Genomic DNA, 19790 nt, shown 5'->3' with positions numbered 1-19790 from the left:
GAGAAAGATTATGGACAAGCAAACTCCTTTGGTGGAAATGAAAAACATGGGCATCTCCTTTGGTGGGGTCCATGCGGTGGATGACGTTTCGGTCGATCTGTATCCGGGTGAAGTTGTCGGCCTTTTGGGCCACAACGGCGCGGGGAAATCGACGCTGATCAAGATGCTTTCGGGCGCCTATCAGGGCACCGGGGATATCTATGTGAATGGCGAAAAGGTCGAAATTCACAACCCACGTGATGCGCGCAAACACAACATCGAGACGATCTATCAGACACTTGCGCTGGCGGATAACCTTGATGCGGCGGCGAACCTGTTTTTGGGCCGAGAGCTGATGACGCCAGCGGGGACGCTGGATGATGACGCGATGGAGGCCGAGACCCGCAAGATCATGGGCCGGTTGAACCCGAACTTCCAAAAGTTCAGCTCGCCCGTATCGGCCCTGTCGGGTGGTCAGCGCCAATCGGTGGCGATTGCCCGCGCGGTCTATTTCAACGCGCGCATTTTGATCATGGATGAACCGACGGCGGCCTTGGGGCCGCAGGAAACCCAGATGGTGGCCGAGCTGATCCAACAGCTCAAGGCCGAGGGTATCGGGATTTTCTTGATCGACCACGATGTACATGCGGTTTTGGAGCTATGTGACCGCGCCAGCGTGATGAAAAACGGCAAGCTGGTTGGCACGGTGAACATCCCTGATGTGACTGATGATGACCTTCTGAGCATGATTATCCTCGGCAAGAAACCGGGTGAGAAAGCCGCAGGATAACACCAAATTGGCCCCGGGAACGGCCGGGGTCACAACCTATATGTTTCAAGGACCTCCGAGATGAGCACTGGTTTCTTCGACGGTATCGAAAAAGTAAAATATGAGGGTGCGGACAGCACCAACCCAATGGCGTTTCGTCATTACAACCCGGACGAAATTGTCATGGGCAAGCGCATGGAAGAGCATCTGCGCTTTGCCGTGGCGTGGTGGCATAGCTTTGCCTGGGAGGGCGGCGACCCGTTTGGCGGCCAGACCTTTGTGCGCCCGTGGCACCCCCAAGACGATATGGAGCGCGCCAAGCTCAAGGCCGATGTGGCGTTTGAGATGTTCGATATTCTCGGCACGCCCTTTTATTGCTGGCATGACGCGGATGTGCGCCCTGATCAGGGGTCGTTTGCGGGCAACCTGAGCACGCTGAACGAGATCACCGATTATATGGGTGAGAAGATGGAAGCCGGCGGGCCAGACCTGTTGTGGGGCACGGCCAATATGTTCAGCGATCGCCGCTGGATGGGCGGCGCAAGCACTAACCCAGACCCCGATGTCTTTGCCTTTGCGGCGGCGACGGTGAAATCCTGTTTGGATGCGACCCACAAGTTGGGCGGTCAGAACTATGTGCTTTGGGGTGGTCGTGAGGGCTATGAGACCCTTTTGAATACCGACATGGGCGCCGAGCTTGACCATATGGGCCGGTTCTTGAACATGGTTGTCGATTACAAGCACAAGATCGGCTTCAAAGGCGCGATTTTGGTTGAGCCAAAGCCACAAGAACCAAGCAAGCATCAGTATGATTACGATGCCGCGACTTGCATCGGGTTCCTGCGCAAATATGGCCTTGAGAACGAGGTGAAGCTAAACCTTGAGCAGGGTCATGCGATTTTGGCCGGGCATTCGTTTGAGCATGAAATCGCGGTGGCGACTTCTGAGGGTATGCTTGGCTCAATCGATATGAACCGCAACGATTATCAGTCGGGTTGGGATACGGATCAGTTCCCCAACAACACGCCCGAGGTTGCGCTGGCCTATTATCACATCCTGAAATCGGGTGGGTTTGATACCGGTGGTACGAATTTCGACGCCAAAGTGCGCCGTCAATCGATTGATGCCGAGGACCTGATTGCTGCGCACGTCGGTGGTATGGACATCTGTGCGCGTGGCTTTAAAGCGGCGGCGGCGATGGTCGAGGATGGCGGTTTGGATGAGGCGCTAAGCGCGCGTTATGCAGGCTGGGACAGCGACAGTGCCAAGGCGATGTTGGGCAGTGATCTAGGTGCGATCACCCAACGTGTGTTGGATGAGGGCATCAACCCAGAGCCAAAATCCGGCCGTCAGGAAATTTTGGAAAACTACGTTAACCGCTTTGTCTAAAGCGCGTTGAGTATGGATTTTACGCCCTCCGGGAAACCGGGGGGCGTTTTTGTTTGGCCGCAGATAGTTTTGCCGGGTTTTCAGGAATTGATTCTAGGGCTTGAATGGCGCATGATGCTCCTGAGGACAGTAGGCCGGAGCAGACGGGAAAACCCGCACCGACCCTTGATGCAGGTTCAGAAACGGGACGTGCGTCAAGACATAGGCAGAGACAGGATTGTTATGAGGAACGCAGCACTTTTGGTTGTGGTTGTTTGCACGCTGGCAGCATGTGGCGGCGGCAAAAGAGAAGACGTGTCGCGCTATCGGGGCGGGGCGAGTGTGAACTTTGCGACCGGGCCGATTTCGAAGGCGTGCCTGAGCGCAGATCGCAAAGCGGCGAACCGCCGGTTGTGTGGTTGTATTCAGGGCGTGGCGAATGGATCGTTGTCGTCGGGTGATCAGAAAATGGCCGCAAGTTTTTTCCGTGATCCGCATCGCGCACAAGAAATTCGACAGTCAGACAACACCCGCAACGAAGCCTTTTGGAAGCGCTACAAGGCGTTTGTCGCCCGCTCTGAAAGCAGCTGTAGCGGCTATTAATTGTAAGTGTGATCCCCAAGGGGATCACGCGCCTGCCGCGGGCGGTGGCCAAAATCCGTGCACGGATTTTGAGGGGGATCGCCCGCTCTTGGTTGCAAGCAACAAATTCACCCCGAGAGTTTCAAGGCGAGATGAATAGGGCCCCAGCCGTGAGCCGGGGCCTTTGTTGCATGGGATTAAGCACGCGCTTTGAGCGGCGGTGGCGCGAGGTCGGCCATGCGGTGTTCAGCGGTCAAAGCATGCCCAACCATGCCCTCGGCACGAGAAATGGTTGAGGTGGCTTGTGCGAGGTCTAAGAGTGCCTCGTCGGTGACCTCTTGCCATGTGGTGGTCTTCAGGAACTTGTGAACCGAGAGGCCGCCGGTATAGCGCGCGGCACCAGAGGTCGGGAGCACATGATTGGGACCAGCGGCCTTGTCACCAAAGGCTACGGTGGTTTTTTCGCCAAGGAAAAGAGACCCATAGGCGTTGAGATTGTCACGCCACCAATCCAGATCGTCACATTGGACATGAAGGTGCTCAGGGGCATAGTGATCCGCTTGGGCCAGCATTTCATCGCGGGTGTCGCATAGAACGACCTCGCCCATGGCGTCCCATGAGGCACGGGCAGCGGCGGCGTTTTCCTCTGGGAGCGTGGCGATGGTTTGGGCAATATGAGCCAGAACGCTCTTGGCCAAATCCGCCGAGTCAGTCACAAGCCAGCAAGGCGACGTTGGGCCATGTTCGGCCTGACCAATAAGGTCAAGCGCGACGCGGGCCGGGTCGGCGCTTTGATCGGCAAGGATCAGGACATCGGTTGGCCCCGCGAACATATCGATGCCCAGAGGGCCAAAGAGTTGACGTTTGGCTTCGGCCACAAAGGCGTTACCGGGACCAGCAAGCACATCGGCGGCGGGGCCCCCAAACAGGCCAAAGGCCATGGCGGCGATGCCCTGAACGCCACCCAGCGTCAGGATTGTATCGGCCCCGGCCAAGTCCATGGCAAACAGGGTCGGAGCGTCAATGCCGGTGCCACGCGGCGGGGCGCAAGCGGTGACGTGCCGCACTCCGGCGGCGCGGGCGGTGGCGATGGTCATCAGTGCCGAAGCGATATGAGCGTAGCGGCCTCCCGGCACGTAACACCCCGCCGAAGCGACCGGCAAAAGACGCTGGCCGGCGATCAATCCTGGGCGAATTTCGGTGCGAAACTCTGTGATCGAGGCGCGCTGAGCCTCGGCAAAAGCGCGAATATTGTCATGGGCATAGCGCAGCGCATCTTGGAGCTCTTGCGGGGTTTGTTTGCGCGCGGCTTCGACCTGCTCGGGCGTCACAACGATGTCTTGCGTCCAGCCATCCAACCGGCGGGCATAGTCGCGCGCGGCCTCTTCGCCCTGCGTGCGCAGGCGTGTCAGCATGATCTGAACAGTGTCCGTGACATCGGCCTGAGCGGTCTCTGGCAAACCGGGGGCAGTTTTCAAATGTTTGGGCGGCATGAGTTGGGAATCCTTGACGCGGAGGGGGGAGTTTTGGAAAAGCTTAATGTGGAGCGGCGCGAAGAGGACCTGATATGCTGATCAAAGGTGTGACCCTTCGGGGCCTTGAGGTATTTGAGGCGCTGGCCTCGTCCGGGTCGGTGGCGCGCGCCGCTGAGATCACCGGGCTGAGCCAACCCGCCGTCAGTCAACAAATGCGCAATCTCGAAACGGCGCTCGGCACTGATCTGGTGGATCATGGTCGACGACCGATGCAGCTTACTCCGGCGGGGCGCACCTATTTGCAACGCACCCAAACGGTGTTGGCGCAACTGCGGCTGGCCCAAAGCGAATTGACGGTGATGGATCTGACCCATCTTAGCACCTTGAGCCTTGGGATCATTGATGATTTTGACAACGACCTGACGCCGCGATTGGTGACCATGCTGGCCGAAAGCCTGAGCCGGTGCCGGTTCAAACTCACCACCGCACCAAGTCATGAGATTTCGGCAGAAATGGAGGCGCGCCGGTTGCATATCGCCATCGCAGCCTCGAGTGGTGGCGTGGCCAAAGGGATCATTGAATACCCGCTGGTACGAGATCCTTTTATCCTTGTTTGTCAAAGGGGTGCGGCGGCCAAGGCCGGTGGGGTTGCCGCGTTGATGAAGGCCGAGCCTTTGTTGCGCTATGACCGGGAACAACGCATCGGGGCCCAAATCGAGGCGCATCTTGCCCGTCAGAAACTGGAATTTGCAGAGCGATTTGAAATTGGCGCACATTTGTCTTTGATGACGCTGATTGCGCGCGGCATGGGATGGGGGCTCACGACGCCACTGGGATATATGCGCGCCGGGCGGTTGCACGATCAGTTGGAAGTGCACCCTGTGCCGTTCAAACCTTTTTCGCGTACCATTTCGTTGTTCGCCGGATCGGATTGGGCCGACACGGTGCCGCGCGATGTGGCGCGCACAACGCGCATGTTGGTCAGCGAGATGGTGATCAGCCCAGCCTTGCAAAACCTGCCCTGGCTTGAGGGCGAGTTGCGAGTGCTCGAGGCGTGATGATTTGGGCGCGCGGATCATAGCGGCTGAGTGTGCCTGACCCGCCTGTTCAATCAAGGGGAGCGGGTCAGCATTTCAGATCAGCGGCATGCAGTTTCAAAGAGTTGAAAACTATGGGCCGTGTTTGCGGCACCCCGTGTGTTAAATAGGCAAAAAGGCGCGTAGGCTTGCCTCAAATTCGCGCGGCTTTTCGGCATGGAGCCAATGGCCAGCACCGGGCAATTTGGCAAAGCGGGCCTTGGGGAAATGGGCGCGGATTTTGTCGCGGTATTCCGGTTTAACGTAATCGGAATCAGCCCCGGACAAAAACAGGGTCGAGCCGTCATAAGTGCCTGTAACCTCTGGAAAACCAAGAATATGCGGCATCTGATCCGCCAGCGCATCAAGGTTGAGCTTCCAGCTTTGGTTTTTGATGTCCAGAGACTGGGTGAAAAACGCCTGAAGGGTTTTGTCTTCGACATGTTCGGCCAGTTGTTCGACGGCGTCCGAGCGTTTGGCGACGCGGCTCAGGTCGACCTTGCGCATGGCGTCGATGAACTGAATTTGGCTATGGGTATAGGTGACCGGGGCGATGTCGGCGACGACCAACCGGTTGACCAATTCGGGCCGGGTGAGGGCCAGAACCATCGCCGCCTTGCCGCCCATGGAATGACCAACCACATCGGCGCGGCCGCCGTGGGCTTCGATCACCTCGGCCAGATCGGAGGCCATCGCGGGGTAATCATGTACGTCCGAACGGAAACTGTCGCCGTGATTGCGCATGTCTGGGGTGAGAACAAGACGCTCGTTTGACAGGCGTTTGGCAATCACGCCCCAGTTGCGCCCGGACCCGTAAAGGCCATGAATGATCAGCATCGGCGGCGTGGCGCCGGGCTGGCCAACGGACAAAGTATTGAGCATCAAGGTCAGTCTTTCATCGGGGTGCCGCGCAGGCGCAAGAACAAGCTTTCTTCGTCATCGTTACGAAAGAAAGGCACGGATGCAGGCGGTGTATCATCCTGAATTCGGGCGGTCACTTCGGCCAAGACAACTTCGGTGATGAAGGGCAGGTCGAAGTGGCGCACCCGTTCCAGCGGGATCCATTGCAAGTGCGAAAGCTCATCCGTGGCGTGGGTGAAATCATCCGGATCAGAGGCCAAAGCATCCGCGTCCAACAGGAAGAACCGCGCATCAAAGCGACGCGGGCGCCCGGGGGGCGTAATGGCGCGGAACACAAATTGCAGCCCATCGGCGGCCGGGCGATGACCGGTCCCGGCAAATGACAGCCAATCAACCGGTACAGCTCCGGGCCACGGCGCAGGCACCCCAAGGATTTGGCCGGTTTCTTCCCACAACTCACGCACAGCAGCGGCGGCCAAGGCGCGGGCCATGCCAGCGGGCGCACTTTCGTTTAGCCGGGCGGAACAGAGTTGGGGCAGGGGGCGGGCCAAGGGCACCTTGGCGTCATCTTCGTCAACTGCGCCACCGGGAAACACGAACTTATTGGGCATAAAGGCGGCCCGCGCCCCGCGTTGCCCCATCAAAACCGACGGTGTCGTCCGCCGATTGCGCACAACAATTATCGTGGCCGCGTTGCGGATAGCTGTCTTGTCTATGGTGGTTGTCATGCAGTCCCCAGCGCCAAATTAATCAGAACGCGCAAAGCCATATTGGCGACGCGCCCATTGGAAAGCCACAATCGCGCCTTTCATCTTGGGCAGAAGGTAAAGCGACAGGCCGACACATCCAACCGTAAATATGGTGAAAAAGATCAGCGGATCGGGATGGAAGGTTTGAAAGACATATGACAGCAGCGGCCCCATGATCGCGGTGACAATCACCATGGTGACATAGGCAGGTCCATTGTGGGTGTCATGGTGGCGCAATTGTTCGCGGCACACCGGACAATGATCGCGCACCCGTAAAAACCCCGCCAAAAGCGGCCCAGCCCCACAATTGGGGCATCGCCCGCGCAATCCGCGCAGCACCGCAGTGCGCACATCACGGGTATCGGCAGGTTTAGGTGTGAGCATCATTCAAGTTTTTTCCGTCGCTGGAGTAGCATGTGGGTGATTGGGTGGTTTGGAGAAGGTCGCAAAATGTCCTTGCGTCGGGATGTCGCGAAAATCGACTTCACGGGGGCGTGATGTGCTGTGATGCGATTTTTCGAATTTGTGCGACGGAAGTTCGAAGCTGGCCCGTGGAAGTTTACAGAGACGCCCAGAGAGTTGGGTGTTCCTAGTAAGTAAAGCGAACAGGAATGGAGACCTGAACATGAAAAACGCAACAATCCTCGGCGGTGTTCTGATTTTGGCTTTGGGCGCAGGTAGCTTGGCATCCGCAGCAGGCATGCAGCATGGCAAAGGTGGCATGGGCATGGGCGGCAAAGGCATGCGCGGCATGGGCGTCGAGCAGATGTTCGAAATGCTGGACGCAGACAATGACGGTCAGATCACCAAGGAAGAGGCACAAAACGCTGGCAAAGCCCGTTTTGACGCGACCGATACCGACAAGGATGGTTTCGTCAGCGCCGAAGAGCTTAAGGCTGCTGCTGAAAAGCGCGACGCCGAGCGTGCCAAGAAACGTGGTGATCGCGTGGATGCGATGCTGGAAAAGCTGGACACCGATAAGGATGGCAAGCTGAGCCAGGAAGAAATGGAAGCCCGCGGTGGCATGGGCAAAGGCAAGGGCAAAGGCGATCGTGCCATGAAGATGTTCGACCGTGCCGATGCCAATGACGATGGCGTGCTGACCAAAGAAGAGGTCGAGCAGGCGGCAGCCATGATGGGTAAAGGCAAAGGCCGTCATGGCAAAGGCCACGGCAAAGGTCATGGCCGCGGCAACAACTGATTGCCTGTCTAAGAAATCGGGCCGCAGCAGATGCGTTGCGGCCCGGCTATTGCACCGCGTTCCTCAAACAGGTAGCGCAATGGAATGGACCAAATGCCCTATGATGCCATGAATGATCGCGGTGACGAAGAATTGCTGCTGGCTTTTGCCGGTGGGGATGCGGCGGCGGCGCGGGCGTTAACGGGGCGGCTTGGGCCGCGGGTGTTTTCGCATGCGATGCGTATGCTGGGCGACCGTGCTGAGGCCGAAGATGTGGCGCAAGACGCGCTCTTGAAGCTTTGGCGTATTGCACCGGGGTGGCGAGTGGGCGAGGCCAAGGTGACCACTTGGCTGTATCGAGTGACGGCAAATCTGTGCATCGACCGTATGCGCAAACGTCGGAACGGGCCGGATTTGGATGCGGTGCCGGAATTGGCCGATGAGGCCCCTTCAGCCGCACAGAGACTGCAACAAAACGCGCGGGCTGAGGCCCTGCAAAACGCGTTGAACGACTTACCAGACCGTCAAAGACAGGCGGTTATTCTGCGCCATATCGAAGGGTTGTCGAACCCGGAAATTGGCGAGATCATGGACATAGGGCCACGCGCTGTGGAAAGCTTGACGGCACGCGGAAAACGCGCGCTTGAGGTGATTTTAAGCGGACGACGCTCTGAGCTGGGGTATGAAGACGATGACTGATGGCAATAAGACAAACACCCCCGAAGGGTTTGAGCTGGATAGCTTTTTCGCGGCTGCCCGCGACGAGGAGCCGATGCCATCGGGTGATTTTATGGCGCGGATCGAGGCGGATGCCTTGTCAGCCCTACCTGAACCAACGCGTGTTTCGACATCCCGTCCTGGTCTCTGGCAACAGTTGTTGCAAGCGATCGGCGGTGTTCCGGGCGCGGCGGGTTTGGCGGCGGCCTGTGCCACTGGGGTTTGGATCGGTGTTGCGCCGCCCGAGACCCTAACCGAGTATTGGGAGCAATCCGCCGAATCCGAGTGGTACGAGCTTGACCCAAACAGCGGCTTTGATTTTGCGATGTTGGAAGGCTGATATGACCGAGAACTCTAAAAAACCACCTATGGGTCGGCGTATCCGGTTGGTTTTGTTTGTGTCTTTGGCTTTGAACCTTGTGGTCATCGGTTTGGTGGCAGGGGTGGTTTTCAATGGCGGGCCACCGCCCCGTGGGGCGTCGCGCGGCTTTGACACGGTCCTTCCGTATTCGCGCGCCTTTACAGAAGATCAACGTCGCGATTTGCGTCGTGAGTTACGCAAATCCTTTGCGCCAAGCAAGGGTGACAAGCGTGGGGCCGGGATGGTTGAAAGCTACCGCGAAGCGCTTGATGTGCTTCGTCAGGACCCTTTTGAACGCGCCCGTTTTGACGGTGTGGTTAACAAGCAAAGAGCCTTGGCGGAAAAGCGTCATGGCACCGGGCAGGACCTTTTGGCCAAGTTTCTTGAGGCAATGACACCTGAGGAGCGCGCCGCCTATGCGGACCGTTTGGAAACCGAAATCACCAATATGTCCAAGCGCCGCAAACATTGGGGCAAGGATTAAACGGATACGGTTGGAGCCGATCGTCGAGCGGTCACCCCAAACAGGTTTGCGATCTGTGTCAGAGACAAATATACCGGGCGCTGTCATGGCGGCCGGTTTGTCGTTTAGGCTAGTGGAAAACATTGTTTTCCTATGTAGCGGATTGTCTCAGATAGGTCCCCGACCAAGGTGACGCCGGTCGTCCGCGCTGCCATAGGGCGTCTTGGAGGCCGGGCCGGTTGGTTGGGTGCGCCGAGGCAGAGGTGTGGACCGGTCGGACATGACGACAGTGTTGCGGCCCCGGTCCTTGGCGACATAAAGCGCTTTGTCAGCTCGTTCGATCAAATCGGCGGGGGCGCAATCGCCCTGACGGCTGGCTGTGGACACACCGATGCTAAGGGTGACGGTAATCCGATCCCCCCCCGGCAGCATAACAGGATGTTCTGACATGATCTGACAAAGCCGTTCAGCGGTGCGCTGAGCGGCAAGACGTCCGGTATCGGGCATGGCAATCAGGAACTCTTCGCCGCCCCAGCGGGCAATCAGATCCGCGGCGCGCAGGTTGTCCTTGAGCCGTTGAGCAAAGGCCACAAGCACAGCATCGCCAGCGGGGTGGCCAAACTCATCATTGACCTTTTTGAAGTGATCCAGATCGGCCACCAAGAGAGCATAGGGGCGCCCCTGACGCGAAGAGCGTTCGGCCAGACGCGCCAGATGCGGAAGGGTGTAACGGCGGTTGTAAAGCCCGGTCAGCGGATCGGTCACCGCTGCGCGCAAACCATCCTGCATATTGGCACGTAGCCGGTCCGCAGTACGCTTGCGTTCAATCTGTTTCTTAAGGCGCAGGGTCAGCTCTTGAAGGTCCAAACCACCCGCAAGCAAGTCATTGGCCCCCATGTCCAAAGCGCTCGCCGCTTCGCGACGTTGATGGGGTTGGGCCACATAAATGAGCGAGGCATGGCGGGTCAGTGTGCTTGCCCGCATTTGCGCCAAAAGAGTCAACCCTTCGCCCTGACCGCCGGGTCCTTCGGCGATGACAATGACATCGGGTGTTGGGCGGCGTTCGCGCAGGGCATCATCGGGATCAACCAAAACAACCCGGTCGCGCAGTTCTGCGCTCAGATCAGAAACGATTTTTTCCGCCTCGGGCTGACGCCCTGTGGCGATTAGGGTGATATTGGCAGGCGTGGTGAATTCGGCGCTTTGTTCGGCAAGGCCAAGGGCGCGGCGCGTGTCGTCACGTAGCTGCAGCTCAGCCTCGGCATCGCGGGCCCGCAACAATGAACGCAGACGCGCCAGCATAACCAAATCATCAATCGGGCGGGCAAGCACATCATCGGCCCCAGCCGCAAGCGACGCAATGCGTTCACCCGGATCATCATCACTATGCAACATCACAACAGGCAGGCGCACACCGGTATCAAAACGGCGCAAGGCCGTGACCAGCGCACGGCCGGTCATATCGGGCAGATCAGACGCAGTAATGACGAGGTCAGGTTTTGACTTTTTCATCATTGCAAGCGCCGCCTTGCCAGACGCCGCTTGGACCACTTCGTAAAATGCAGCCGACAGTTTGACCCGAAGAATGATTCGGTTCGTCGGCACCGCGTCGACCACTAAAATTCGGCCTGTCATATAGAACATCCTTGCGCTTGGGCACAGCTACGCGCCTGCTTGCACTTTCTCTTGGTCTCAGATTTGATGAACATTGGTTAAGAAACCCTTTCGGGATTTAATAACAATGACACTTTCTCTTGAGGCGGCCGAAACAATTGGCCTGCAAGCGGTGGCCTGGTTGGCCGCAAATGATGAGCTTTTCCCGGTGTTTACTGGGTCTACAGGCGCGTCAGAAGCGGATTTCCGCGCCAATTTGCAGGATCCAGTTTTTCAGGCCTCGGTTTTGGATTTTCTGATGATGGACGACGCGTGGGTGGTGGCTTTTTGCGATATGCAAAATATACCTTATGACAGGATCATGCAGGCGCGGGCCGCTTTGCCCGGTGGTGGAGAGGTGCATTGGACATGAGTTTACGTGCCGATGCTGTGCTGTTCGACAAAGACGGTACCTTGTTTGATTTCGGGGCAACTTGGGATGTTTGGGGGGGCGAGGTTATTGCCGAGCTGTCCGAAGGCGACCGCGCTTTGCAAGAGGCCATGGCCGCCTCAGCCGGGTATGACCTTGCGCGCAAAAGCTTTCGACCTGATAGCCCGGTTATTGCTGGCACCAATCGCGAGGCCGCAGAATGCCTTGCCCGTGAATTGCCGCACCGAACGCTGGAAGAGGTCGAAACGCATTTGATGCGCGCCGCAGCGCAGGCCCCCTTGTCCGAGGCGGTGCCGCTTGTGCCGTTTCTGGCGCAACTGGCGGCGATGGAAATGGCGCTGGGCGTGATGACCAATGACACCGAATTTGCAGCGCGATCACATCTGCGCACGGCGGGTGTCGAGGGCATGTTCGATTTCATCGCCGGGTTTGATAGCGGCTACGGGGCCAAACCAGACCCGGATCCATTGCTGGCCTTTGCCGTGGCCACCAATACGCCCCCTGACCGCGTGGTGATGGTCGGCGATAGCAGTCACGATTTGATCGCGGGGCGGGCCGCTGGCATGCAAACCGTCGGCGTTTTGACGGGCCCGGCATGCGAAGCTGATCTTGCCCCGTTGGCGGATATTGTTCTGCCCGATATTGGCGGATTGCTGGGTTGGCTGACTTCCGTCTGACGGGCGGCACGCTCTAAACACGACGAGAAGTGTCGCAAACGGGCAGGCGGGGGCGGTTTTCTGGATGTGTCATGGACGGCAGAGCAAGGAGCCCTGCCATGTCTGACGCTGATACTGCCCCAACAGGACGCCGACGCGGCGGTGGTCGCGCCGGCAATGCGGCGCGCCGCGGAATGAAAGCTGTGGAACAACAGCCGTGGTGCCCGCCGGTCAATCGCGACAAACCGACCGAACCGTTAAGCCCTGAGGGGGTTGAGCGGGTTCACACTGCGACGATGCAAATCCTAGAAGAGATTGGGATTGAGTTTCTCAATCCGGATGCGGTCAAGGTTCTAAAGGCCGCGGGCTGTGAGGTACGGGGCGAGAACGTTCGTATGGACCGTGCCTTGGTGATGGAGCTTGTCGGCAAAGCGCCCCGCAGTTTTACGGTGACGCCTCGCAACCGCGATCGGCAATTGTCACTTGGCACCGGGCATATTCTTTTTGGGAATGTATCCTCGCCGCCCAATTACTGGGACCTTGAGATCGGGCGCAAAGTTCCGGGGACGCGGGAAACCTTTCGCAACCTGCTTAAATTAACCCAATACTTCAATGTCATGCACTTTTGCGGTGGCTATCCGGTGGAGCCGGTCGATTTGCACCCACGGGTGCGCCATCTCGATGCGATGTTTGACAAGCTGACGCTCTGCGACAAGGTTATGCATGTCTATTCGCTTGGCAAAGAGCGGGTCGAAGATGGTATGGAAATGGTGCGCATCGCCGGTGGTCTGAGCCATGAGGAATTCGACGCGACGCCGCGCATGTACACCAACATCAATTCGACCTCGCCGTTGAAACATGATCATCCGATGTTGGATGGTTGGATGCGAATGGCGAAACGCGGGCAGGCCTTGGTGGTGACACCGTTCACCTTGGCGGGGGCGATGGCACCGGTCACCATGTCAGGCGCGGTGGTGCAATCGCTGGCCGAGGCCTTGGCGGCGGTGGTCTTGGCACAGGCGATCAAACCGGGTGTGCCCTGTATGATCGGGACGTTCACGTCAAATGTGGACATGAAAACCGGCGCACCAGCCTTTGGGACACCGGAATACATGCGCGCAACCCAGATCACCGGGCAGATGGCGCGCTTTTACGGTTTGCCGATGCGATCCAGCGGGGTGTGCGCCGCCAATGTCCCCGATGGTCAAGCGATGTGGGAAACCGAGCATAGCCTTTGGGCCGCGATTCAAAGCGGCACCGATATGGTCTATCACGCGGCCGGGTGGCTTGAAGGGGGGCTTATCGCCAGCCCCGAAAAGTTCGTCATGGATTGCGAAGTCCTTAGCCAGATGCAGCGCTATATGGAGCCTGAGGTTTGGGACGTGTCGGATGAGGCCTTGGCGGTGGAGGCGATCCGCGAGGTTGGGCCGAACGGACATTTCTTTGGCATCGAACACACGCAAGAGCGCTATGAAACCGCCTTTCATCAGCCATTCTTGTCGGATTGGAAAAACTTTGAGGCCTGGGAGGCCGCCGGGGCGGTTTGGACACCGGAGCGCGCCCATGGGATTTACAAACAAATTTTGAATGAGTTTGAGGCCCCGGCGCTTGACCCGGCTATTCACGATGAATTGGCAGCGTTTGTTGCCAAACGCAAAGAAGAGGGCGGGGCACCCACCGATTTCTAGGCGCAGGCGGGTCGCTCTGAAAGGCGACGCAGGGGCTTGCTTGCCTTCACCTTTTGACTGCGCAATGCTGCGGTCGAAAGAAGGTGTTAACCATGTCTGCGTCCTCCCCAATGTCCCGACTTTATCTTCCTCTCTTGGTCTTTGGCGGTTTGGCTGGATTTGGGTTCTGGGTTTTGAGCGAAGCCATGACCAGCAGCCTATTGAATGAACGCAACCTGTTGTTTGTCGGCAGCGCTGGGCTGGCGCTAAGTTTCTTCGTGCTGTCTCTTTATGGCGGGCGTGGCGGCGTAAAAGCCTGTCTATGGTCGACCCTCGTGGCGCTGGTACTTGGGGCGGCGCTCTGGTGGGCGGCTGGCCGTCATGACACGGTCACGGCGTTTTTCAACCTGCTCTACCCACAAATCAGTTTCCTTGTGATCCTGTTGATCACAACTCCGTTTCTGGCTGCGGGCGGGGAGGGCGCGCCAACGCGTTATGCGACGCTGTTCCTAAACAGTTGGCAAATCGTCGTGCGCCATGTGGTGGCGATGTTCTTTACCCTGATGTTTTGGGGTTTGCTGACGATGTCGGACGCGATTTTACGGCTGGTTGGCCTTGAGCTGATTGATCTTTTCGTTGCGCAGTCCTTGGTGTCTTGGGTGCTGACTGGCGCGGTTTATGGCTTGGCGATGGGTGTTGCGCGCAGCTTTTCGGATGATCTCTCTCCGATGCTTGCTGTGCAATTGCTCCGGTTTTTCTTGCCTCTGGTTTTGGGTGTGTCCTTGGTGTTTGTAGTGGCCGTTCCGCTGCGCGGTTGGGAAGATGTGTTACAGGGCCTATCGCCAGCGTCGATCCTGATCGGGTTCTGTTTGGCGGCACTGTTGATGATCAGCGCGGCGGTGGATGCCAGCGCGACCTCAGAGGTCAAAGCCCGGTTTATGCGGATATGTGTGGCGTTGATGGCTTTGGTGTTGCCCGCCTTGGCCGGATTGGCAGCTTGGGCCATTTGGTTGCGGGTTGGTCAATATGGCTGGACCCCGGAACGCTTGATGGCGGCGACGGTGGCGGCTGTCTTGCTGATATACGGGATCGCCTATGCGTTGTCGGTGGTGTTGCAGGGCGACTGGATGGCCCGCATCCGCGAGGTGAACACCGGTCTGGCGGTGGCGTGTTTGGTTGTGGCGCTGATCTGGCTGACGCCTTTTGTGGTGCCTGAACGCATTGCTGCGCTGTCGCAATCCTTGCGGGCCGTGGAAGGGGAGAGCGCGTCAAAATTACCGTTGGACGCCATGGCACAAGATTGGGGCAAGCCCGGTCGAAAGGCGCTTGACCAGCTTTCAGAACTGCGGCCGGATTTGGCCTATGCCGTTGACGACGCGTTGGAACAAACCCCGGTTGCGGAATTGGAGCAGACACAGGCGCGCAGCGATCTGGCCAAACTGATGGCCGTTAACCCGGAACAAGAGGTTCCAGACACTACGTTTGACGCCCTGACCCAACAGGATGTGCAGCGCTGGTTGCTTGCGTGTCAACAACCGGTGCCCGGCGGAGCGGGATGCGCGCTGCTATTGGGGAAATTGCAGCAGAATAAGGATTATCTGACGGGCGTTGTCCTATTGCATGAAGCCCCAAATGTGACGGCTTTGCCGGTATCGCTCCGGAATGGGCGGCTGCGGATTGAGGTCGGCCGTGTCGGCGAATTAAATACCAGTGCGGCAGCGGGGCTTGGTATCGCGGATTTGATTGCAGTACACAAAGGCGAGGCCGAGTTCGCCCCAATTGAGGTGCCAAGCCTGCAATTCAATGGCCGAAGCTTATTTGTGCACAATTGAAGATGTTACCTCAAATTTAACTCCGCAAAGCCCATCTTTCCCCAAAGGCAAGAAGGCGGAGATACCATGCACGGACTGATTTTGAAGACCCTTCAGGTTTTCGTGCAGGACACATATGGTCCGGAACCTTGGCGGAACATCGCGGCGCATGCGTCATTGGATGGAACCGAGTTCGAGGCGATGTTAAACTATGATGAGGACATCTTTACAGATGTGGTTTCCTCGGCCAGTTCGGTGTTGGACAAACCCAGCGACGCCATCCTTGAAGATGTCGGGACATACCTTGTCTCGCATCCAAATTGCGAAGGGTTGCGGCGGTTGCTGCGGTTTGGTGGCGTGGATTTCATTGAGTTTCTGCATTCTTTGGATGATTTGCCAGATCGTGCCCGTCTGGCGGTAGCGGATCTTGATCTGCCTGATCTTGAGCTACGCGATCATACCATCAACCAGTTTCAGTTGAAAATTGACGGGCATTTGCCTGGTTTCGTACATGTGATGACCGGATTGTTGCGGGCTATGGCCGATGATTACGGGGCCTTGGCCCTATTGGATCATTCCGGCGATGGCGGCGCAGGATTGCAGATGATCGACATCACCGTTGTCGAAAACGCATATGCGGAGGGCCGTGATTTCGAGCTTGCCGTCAGCCCCCAAATGGGAGAGGCGTCGTGACCGAATTTCCGATTGAAATGCTCCATCGATTTTGCCCGATGCACGCGGTCCTTGATTCAACGGGTCACATTGTTCAGGCTGGCCCGACGCTTCACAAGGTTGGCGGGTCCGACCTTGACGGTAAACGGTTTCTCGAAATCTTTGAAATTTATCGGCCCCGCTCGGTGTTGAGCATGGCGGATTTGCTCAAGGCCGAAGGTCGCAAATTGCACATTCGTCTGCGTGGTGGGGTTCGCACACCGCTCAAAGGGGTGTTGAGCGCCAATGGGCGCGGTGGCGGGGTCATCAACCTATCCTTTGGGATTTCGGTCATTGATGCGGTGCGCGATTATGCCCTGACCAGCACAGATTTTGCGCCAACAGATTTGGCCGTTGAAATGCTCTATCTGGTCGAGGCGAAATCGGCGGCAATGGATGCGTCGCGCAGTTTGAATACGCGCTTGCAAGGGGCCATGGTCGCCGCTGAAAAACGCGCCTTTACTGATACATTGACAGGGCTCCATAACCGACGGGCCGTTGATCAGGTACTGGATCGTATTTGTCGGAGTGGCCAACCCTTTTCGCTCATGCATATCGATCTGGATTTCTTTAAACAGGTCAATGACACGATGGGGCATGCGGCGGGCGATCATGTCTTGCGTTGCTGTGCCCGCGCCATGGCGGACACGTCGCGTAAGGATGACACAGCAGCCCGAGTGGGGGGCGACGAATTCGTCATCATTTACAGTACTTTGACCAATCGAAACCGCCTATCTGATCTTGCCGGACATTTGATTTCACGTATCGAACAACCCATTCCGTTCGAGGATCAGGTCTGCAACGTATCGGCCAGTATCGGTATTTATTGTAGCAACGGTAGCGAGCAAGATCCGGCACGGGTCATGGAACAAGCGGATGTTGCGCTCTATGCCGCCAAACGCGCGGGCCGCGCTCAATACTGCTTTTTTGAAGACCAAGAGGACCGTTCAGTGACCGCAGACCCAAGCGCGATCGCCGGTGAATAAAAATCATGATTTTTTTCGAAAGAGGGGCTTGCACCCCGTGATTTTGCATCGTAGATAGCGCTCCACGGTTGGGGTGTAGCCAAGTGGTAAGGCAGCTGTTTTTGGTACAGTGTATCGTAGGTTCGAATCCTACCACCCCAGCCAGTTTTCTCTCAATTGTGCCGTCCGGTATGAATCGCAACTTGTCCGGCTAGAAACCCAACTTATGTCAGGTAAGAGCGCAACTTTGTGCATTTTCTTCGGATTTTTAGACTTATGGGCCGTGTATCGTGCGTTTCCGAGTTTTTGAAAAACTCCTCAAGCGAAAACGCCGTCAAAGCTGCCTATCGGCGGCGATCTCAACGGATCGACGCAACACACTCGGCGAACTTCTCTGCTGGGGTTTGATATTGCAAGGTCTTACGAGGCCGTTCGTTTAGGTGTCTGGCAACTGCGCTGAGTTTCACTTGTGAATGAACAGACAGATCGGTTCACCGCAAGCTCCAATGCCGCAGCGCAGCTTACCCTGAGCAGACATTGATCATCAGCTATGTTTCATCTGCAGCAGGTTTCTCCGTGAGGATTTCGCGCCAAAAAATGGGTTTGTTGGTTTCCAGCTTAGTTTCGAACTCCTTCAAGCCTTCATGTCCCGGATGACACTCAACCGCCTCGGCAATTAGTTTCCTACAAAGGTTGTCATGGCCATTTTGCCTGTAACGCTCTGCCAAGGCGAGGGCAGCTGCAGCTTCGAAGAGACGGGGCGCGTGCAACCCTAACCTCGTTGACCGTTCGCGCCAATATTGATCGTACGCCTCCTGATGCGTTGAGAGCGGCCACCCGTCCGTCGATCCGAGCAGGGTGCGACCAATCAGAACATCTCCTGATGGCCCCTCAGCTATTGCGGCATGCTTTTCCATAAAAAGTTGCCAGTCGGGGCGCTGAGAAGTTTCAGGCACCGAGGCATTGAATGCGACATAGAGCACGTAAAGAGCCGGCTTGATTGGCTTGCTGGCTTGCGGGAATAATCTCTCGATGTCACCCAACATTTCCCGAAGATCAGTAAGAGTTGCATTGGCATCCCCGCGTTCATGAGCGGCCAATTGACTAAGAAATCCTTCTAGCCGTCTGCGAGCTTGTTGGGCATCTTTGAGCGGATGCCCAACCCAGTACTGAGGTGCCATCTGAATACTAACAACGCCCGCGCGTTCTAAATTGTAGTCATACTCTTCGGTCTCAACTTTTGGTCCGTCTGCTACGAAACATCGAATAGCGTGCCGCGTGATCCGTGCAAGACCTTGCATTGTTAGAACAGGTTTGCGTTCGACTTCGGCGACCTCTCCGTGACCATGTGACATAGTTAATGCGTCCGGCAATGGCTTTGCAGAGTGTATATATTGAGAACGCAGGCCGTAGGCTTGCCGTAAGGCGAGCGGTAGCTCGCGTCTGGTGACTGGATGACTGGAGGCGACACTGACGGCCCTAAAATAGGAAGCTTCAGTCTTCGACATGATAAAATCACGGTAGCGTCGTGCCATCGAAATGTGCTCCACTTCTACGATGGCAGCACGGACCGCTTCCGCTGTGTCGATGGGCGCATCTAACAGTGCTGCGTCCACGGCTTTTCTCTTTCGTTCATCGACATCCGGCCAATTGGACTGAAATCCATCGAAATCCTGTACGAGCGTTTCAACGGCTGAAACAAGTAGGGTGTATGATAGGCCCAGATCATCCGGGATGCTGTGGAGGGCTGCAACATAGGTCTTGATGGCTCGCATCGCTGCAAGAAAATGCCGTCTTTCGAGAGCAAGAAGATCGTCTACGAACTCGACAAACGCTTCACATTCGGCGGGACTGGTGACCACTTGCGGGTCGAAGAAGCGGCTAACAAAATCCTTCGGTGGGCTGTTTGATGCAAATCCGATCTGACTATTTGTAAGTCTTCGAACCACATTTACGTCTGTTGATACGATAAGATCTAACCCAAAAGAGGCCAGGACTGCAAAGTCACGGAGGTAAGGGGTGACACTGTGCGAGACTAGAACGCCGGGCTCCTCTTTCGCTTCCTCGATCCGTTCTTCCAGCTCATAGACCACCGCAAGATCACCGCGTTCGCCACCAGTCGCACGAAGGATTCCAGCTGCCGTTTCAAGGTCATCGAGGTAAAACCATCCGTTAGAATATAGCACGCCTCGAAGTGCATTGGTGCGTCCAACCCCACGAGTAAATAACTTGCCACTATTGATCTGAAGCATACTTTTAGGCCCTCCGTCTATTGGAATTTACGGTAAGTTTTGCATCTTACAGTTTGCCGCTCATGTCGCGGCTACTCATCCAGGCGGACCCAAACAAAAAAACG

Annotated in this window: 20 protein-coding genes, 1 tRNA gene and 1 pseudogene; 15 read left to right on the top strand and 7 right to left on the bottom strand. The window is 57.0% G+C overall.

The window, feature by feature from the left end; translation table 11 throughout:
• Positions 1 to 10: 10 nt before the first annotated feature.
• The 3 genes from Q1A43_RS20210 (at position 11) to Q1A43_RS20200 (ending at position 2719) form a co-directional block, all read left to right on the top strand.
• Complete coding sequence (locus Q1A43_RS20210; RefSeq protein WP_299927134.1) at positions 11 to 769, top strand: ATP-binding cassette domain-containing protein; 759 nt, start codon at positions 11 to 13, stop codon at positions 767 to 769.
• Between the two features lie 60 nt (positions 770 to 829).
• Positions 830 to 2137: a xylose isomerase gene (xylA, locus tag Q1A43_RS20205; protein WP_299938272.1), complete on the top strand. Its 1308-nt coding sequence runs from the start codon at positions 830 to 832 to the stop codon at positions 2135 to 2137.
• 222 nt (positions 2138 to 2359) lie between these two features.
• Positions 2360 to 2719, top strand: coding sequence for an arginine transporter (locus tag Q1A43_RS20200; RefSeq protein WP_299927131.1), 360 nt, complete (start codon positions 2360 to 2362; stop codon positions 2717 to 2719).
• Positions 2720 to 2895: 176 nt separating this feature from the next.
• Here Q1A43_RS20200 and hisD read toward each other — a convergent pair whose 3' ends face one another.
• Positions 2896 to 4191, bottom strand: coding sequence for a histidinol dehydrogenase (hisD, locus tag Q1A43_RS20195; protein WP_299927129.1), 1296 nt, complete (start codon positions 4189 to 4191; stop codon positions 2896 to 2898).
• Between the two features lie 74 nt (positions 4192 to 4265).
• On the opposite strand from hisD, the gene Q1A43_RS20190 reads away from it, so the two are divergent.
• Complete coding sequence (locus tag Q1A43_RS20190) at positions 4266 to 5231, top strand: LysR family transcriptional regulator (RefSeq protein WP_299927128.1); 966 nt, start codon at positions 4266 to 4268, stop codon at positions 5229 to 5231.
• A gap of 141 nt (positions 5232 to 5372) precedes the next feature.
• Here Q1A43_RS20190 and Q1A43_RS20185 read toward each other — a convergent pair whose 3' ends face one another.
• The 3 genes from Q1A43_RS20185 to Q1A43_RS20175 are packed head-to-tail and all read right to left on the bottom strand — an operon-like array spanning position 5373 to position 7246.
• Entirely contained in the window at positions 5373 to 6131 is a 759-nt protein-coding gene (locus Q1A43_RS20185; RefSeq protein ID WP_299938270.1) for an alpha/beta fold hydrolase, read from the bottom strand.
• Positions 6132 to 6136: 5 nt separating this feature from the next.
• Positions 6137 to 6838 carry an NUDIX hydrolase gene (locus Q1A43_RS20180; protein ID WP_299927123.1) on the bottom strand — a complete coding sequence of 234 codons (702 nt, stop codon included), beginning with the start codon at positions 6836 to 6838 and terminating at the stop codon, positions 6137 to 6139.
• A gap of 18 nt (positions 6839 to 6856) precedes the next feature.
• Complete coding sequence (locus tag Q1A43_RS20175) at positions 6857 to 7246, bottom strand: DUF983 domain-containing protein (RefSeq protein ID WP_299938269.1); 390 nt, start codon at positions 7244 to 7246, stop codon at positions 6857 to 6859.
• Positions 7247 to 7484: 238 nt separating this feature from the next.
• On the opposite strand from Q1A43_RS20175, the gene Q1A43_RS20170 reads away from it, so the two are divergent.
• From Q1A43_RS20170 to Q1A43_RS20155, 4 genes are all read left to right on the top strand, one after another.
• Positions 7485 to 8060 carry an EF-hand domain-containing protein gene (locus Q1A43_RS20170; protein WP_299927118.1) on the top strand — a complete coding sequence of 192 codons (576 nt, stop codon included), beginning with the start codon at positions 7485 to 7487 and terminating at the stop codon, positions 8058 to 8060.
• Positions 8061 to 8144: 84 nt separating this feature from the next.
• Positions 8145 to 8738 carry an RNA polymerase sigma factor gene (locus tag Q1A43_RS20165; protein ID WP_299927116.1) on the top strand — a complete coding sequence of 198 codons (594 nt, stop codon included), beginning with the start codon at positions 8145 to 8147 and terminating at the stop codon, positions 8736 to 8738.
• Positions 8722 to 9096 (top strand): hypothetical protein, encoded by a 375-nt coding sequence (locus Q1A43_RS20160; RefSeq protein ID WP_299938267.1) that lies wholly within the window; start codon positions 8722 to 8724, stop codon positions 9094 to 9096. Before Q1A43_RS20165 ends, Q1A43_RS20160 begins: the two co-directional genes overlap by 17 nt.
• A 1-nt stretch (position 9097) precedes the next feature.
• On the top strand, positions 9098 to 9601 hold the full coding sequence (locus Q1A43_RS20155; protein ID WP_299927112.1) for a periplasmic heavy metal sensor: 504 nt from the start codon (positions 9098 to 9100) through the stop codon (positions 9599 to 9601).
• Between the two features lie 147 nt (positions 9602 to 9748).
• On the opposite strand, the gene Q1A43_RS20150 is transcribed toward Q1A43_RS20155, so the two are convergent.
• Entirely contained in the window at positions 9749 to 11215 is a 1467-nt protein-coding gene (locus Q1A43_RS20150) for a diguanylate cyclase (protein ID WP_299938265.1), read from the bottom strand.
• Positions 11216 to 11321: 106 nt separating this feature from the next.
• On the opposite strand from Q1A43_RS20150, the gene Q1A43_RS20145 reads away from it, so the two are divergent.
• The 7 genes from Q1A43_RS20145 (at position 11322) to Q1A43_RS20115 (ending at position 17599) form a co-directional block, all read left to right on the top strand.
• Complete coding sequence (locus Q1A43_RS20145; protein ID WP_299927108.1) at positions 11322 to 11606, top strand: DUF3572 domain-containing protein; 285 nt, start codon at positions 11322 to 11324, stop codon at positions 11604 to 11606.
• Positions 11603 to 12301 carry an HAD family hydrolase gene (locus tag Q1A43_RS20140; RefSeq protein WP_299938262.1) on the top strand — a complete coding sequence of 233 codons (699 nt, stop codon included), beginning with the start codon at positions 11603 to 11605 and terminating at the stop codon, positions 12299 to 12301. Before Q1A43_RS20145 ends, Q1A43_RS20140 begins: the two co-directional genes overlap by 4 nt.
• A gap of 98 nt (positions 12302 to 12399) precedes the next feature.
• Positions 12400 to 13968, top strand: coding sequence for a trimethylamine methyltransferase family protein (locus tag Q1A43_RS20135; RefSeq protein ID WP_299938260.1), 1569 nt, complete (start codon positions 12400 to 12402; stop codon positions 13966 to 13968).
• Between the two features lie 92 nt (positions 13969 to 14060).
• Entirely contained in the window at positions 14061 to 15779 is a 1719-nt protein-coding gene (locus tag Q1A43_RS20130; RefSeq protein ID WP_299938258.1) for a DUF4153 domain-containing protein, read from the top strand.
• Between the two features lie 66 nt (positions 15780 to 15845).
• Positions 15846 to 16451 (top strand): heme NO-binding domain-containing protein, encoded by a 606-nt coding sequence (locus tag Q1A43_RS20125; RefSeq protein ID WP_299927100.1) that lies wholly within the window; start codon positions 15846 to 15848, stop codon positions 16449 to 16451.
• Positions 16448 to 17455, top strand: coding sequence for a diguanylate cyclase (locus tag Q1A43_RS20120; RefSeq protein WP_299927098.1), 1008 nt, complete (start codon positions 16448 to 16450; stop codon positions 17453 to 17455). Before Q1A43_RS20125 ends, Q1A43_RS20120 begins: the two co-directional genes overlap by 4 nt.
• Before the next feature lie 69 nt (positions 17456 to 17524).
• A tRNA-Gln gene (locus Q1A43_RS20115) sits at positions 17525 to 17599 on the top strand.
• A gap of 194 nt (positions 17600 to 17793) precedes the next feature.
• Here the strand turns inward: Q1A43_RS20115 and Q1A43_RS20110 are convergent.
• Together Q1A43_RS20110 and Q1A43_RS20105 are read right to left on the bottom strand one after the other, a co-directional pair.
• A pseudogene (locus Q1A43_RS20110) lies at positions 17794 to 17922 on the bottom strand (IS30 family transposase); the annotation flags it as partial.
• Between the two features lie 60 nt (positions 17923 to 17982).
• A complete protein-coding gene (locus Q1A43_RS20105; RefSeq protein WP_299938256.1) occupies positions 17983 to 19686 on the bottom strand; it encodes a hypothetical protein in 1704 nt (567 codons plus the stop codon).
• Between the last annotated feature and the right edge of the window lie 104 nt (positions 19687 to 19790).

The sequence above is a fragment of the uncultured Pelagimonas sp. genome, assembly GCF_947498515.1.
GTDB lineage: Bacteria > Pseudomonadota > Alphaproteobacteria > Rhodobacterales > Rhodobacteraceae > Pelagimonas.
The sequence above is the reverse complement of the archived record's forward strand: the minus strand, read 5'-3'. Positions and strand labels throughout refer to the sequence as shown.